Consider the following 2,126-nt stretch of genomic DNA (forward strand, 5'->3'; position numbering starts at 1 on the left):
ATCAATTTTCCTCCTCTTTCAGCACTCGAATATCCGCAATCAAATTTTCTATATCTGTGGCTAAGGTACCATTATATATGCCACGAATTCGGCTTTGGGAATCTACCAAAATAAAGTTTTCGGTATGTAAAAAATTGTTTTGGTCTTTTGCTACGCCCAAATTTTCATCCGCAAAATAGGATTTTCTTGCCAAATTATACATCTGTTTTTTATCTCCTGTCAACAAATGCCATTGCGGCAAATTTATATTTTTTGCCTTTGCATATCGTGCCAAAACCGCTACACTGTCACGATTGGGCATAACGCTATAGGACATAATAATGAGGGAACTATCATGGGCATACGCCTGCGCGACCTTTTGCATACCATCCATCAATCGAGGGCAAAGACTTGGACAGATAGTAAAGAAGAAATTGGCAACATGAATTTTACCTTTGACAGTATTCAGCCCTACCTTCTGTCCTGCTTGGTTTTGAAAACTAAAATCTGCGATATGATGTGTGACACTGTCGGCGTTCCAAATTGTGGTAAAATCTGCTGTATTGTAATACGGAATTTTCACCTTATTCTCAGAGGAAGTACAAGCCGTAATAAGCAAATTTAGGAGGACAAAAAGAGTGATTTTATTCATTATAATCCCGTTTGAAGTTTTTCGTTTTCGCCCATACAACCTTTGGCGCCAAGTAATCCAAATCTTCTTCCCTCTACTACCTCAAAATTGGCTTTGAGTTTTCCATTTTCATACCAAAAACTTTGTCTTCCTGAAGGTTGACCTTGTTCATTATAGTGACATAAAGAAAAAAGTTGTCCGCTCTGATACCATTGCTTGTGCTCACCAACGGGCATATCCTCCACAAAATGATAATCGAAGCGTTTTTGACCATTTCCCCAAAAAGCAGTATGATGCCCAAATTTTTGATTATTCTTATAAAAACGTTTCTCTGACAAACGGCCATTTGCATACCATTGTGTTTCCCATCCTTCAAGCTTTCCTTGATTGTAAACTCTTTCCGAAGATTTTTGATGGTTTGGGAAAAAGCTATCAAGCACACCAGAAAAAGGTTTTCCTTGATAAAAAAGAACATCTTGTTGATACGCAAAAGCCTTGTCATCCCACTTGTAATGTGGCTGCGATTTTTCACAAGCGAACAGCAAAATTTGACTTAAAAAGAGAACTAACCAATGGTGAAATTTCATAGTCAACTTTATATTAATAACAGTTTTAAACTGTTTAAAAAGTAAGTCCAAGACTAAGTCTTGAACTAGGAATTTTGATAATAACAGCCATACATTCACAATTCACCACTCACCATTCGCAACTTCTACTGACTAACTGTTCCTGCTGTTCCATAAAAACCTGAGCCATTGATATATGGGTCGGCGTCGGTGATATGATAATGGTAAACTCCTTTTGGAAATTCGGCAGTTGTGTGCGAATGTCCGTGATAAGTATCCAAATCGGAATTGGATACAGCCTTTCCATTTTCTTGAGGGCCATATACTGGAAAACCATCCAGAAGAAAGCCTAGAAAAGCTGATTTCCCGTTTTGGGTAGTCAAGTAAGCTGGTTCCTGATGATAATGATATTGCCCTGTTTGTTGAGGATGACCCAAATATTGGTCAAAAGAATTAATCTCATTAGTCAAAGGCTGGTTAGGTCCTGCATATTGATTAAAAAATGGAACCCCGTTTATTGACACTCCTATTGGGCCTAGTGGCGTAGAAGCATGAGTATTAGCTTTGGCTGGATGAAGTGGTATTTTAAATACAAAATTCTGGGAGGATATACGATTGGGATTCAGGTTAAATTTAGTGTTGGTTCCATTGTAAGCCTCATACCTTGTGTCTGTTGATTGAAAATAAGGGCTTTTATGGTTGGGAATACCATTGCTTTTGATGACTAAATAATTACCTTCTACCGTAACCGATAAACCAGAGTTCGAAAATTTAGACTGTACTACAGATATATCTACTTCGGAGGTCGTGGCGGTATTGTCGGGAGTTACCGAGGTGGTATTGTCGCTTTTACAAGAAAGGATTCCCATAAAAGCCCATAGAAATAATGGCTTTTTCATAGTTTTTGATAGTTAGGGCAAACGCTTTTTTGCCAGTTTGAGTAAACATAA

3 protein-coding genes are annotated in these 2,126 nt (G+C 38.0%); all 3 read right to left on the reverse strand.

Annotated features, from left to right (window positions below):
• Position 1: 1 nt before the first annotated feature.
• On the reverse strand, positions 2-631 hold the full coding sequence (locus tag ACOVQ4_RS20490) for an SCO family protein (RefSeq protein WP_421822467.1): 630 nt from the start codon (positions 629-631) through the stop codon (positions 2-4).
• Positions 631-1,197, reverse strand: a complete 567-nt coding sequence (locus tag ACOVQ4_RS20495; protein WP_421822468.1) for a toxin-antitoxin system YwqK family antitoxin — start codon at positions 1,195-1,197, stop codon at positions 631-633. Before ACOVQ4_RS20495 ends, ACOVQ4_RS20490 begins: the two co-directional genes overlap by 1 nt.
• A 125-nt stretch (positions 1,198-1,322) precedes the next feature.
• Positions 1,323-2,075, reverse strand: a complete 753-nt coding sequence (locus ACOVQ4_RS20500) for a YHYH protein (RefSeq protein WP_421822469.1) — start codon at positions 2,073-2,075, stop codon at positions 1,323-1,325.
• Positions 2,076-2,126: the final 51 nt, after the last annotated feature.

It is taken from the genome of Flectobacillus sp. (assembly GCF_049240685.1).
Classification (GTDB): domain Bacteria; phylum Bacteroidota; class Bacteroidia; order Cytophagales; family Spirosomataceae; genus Flectobacillus.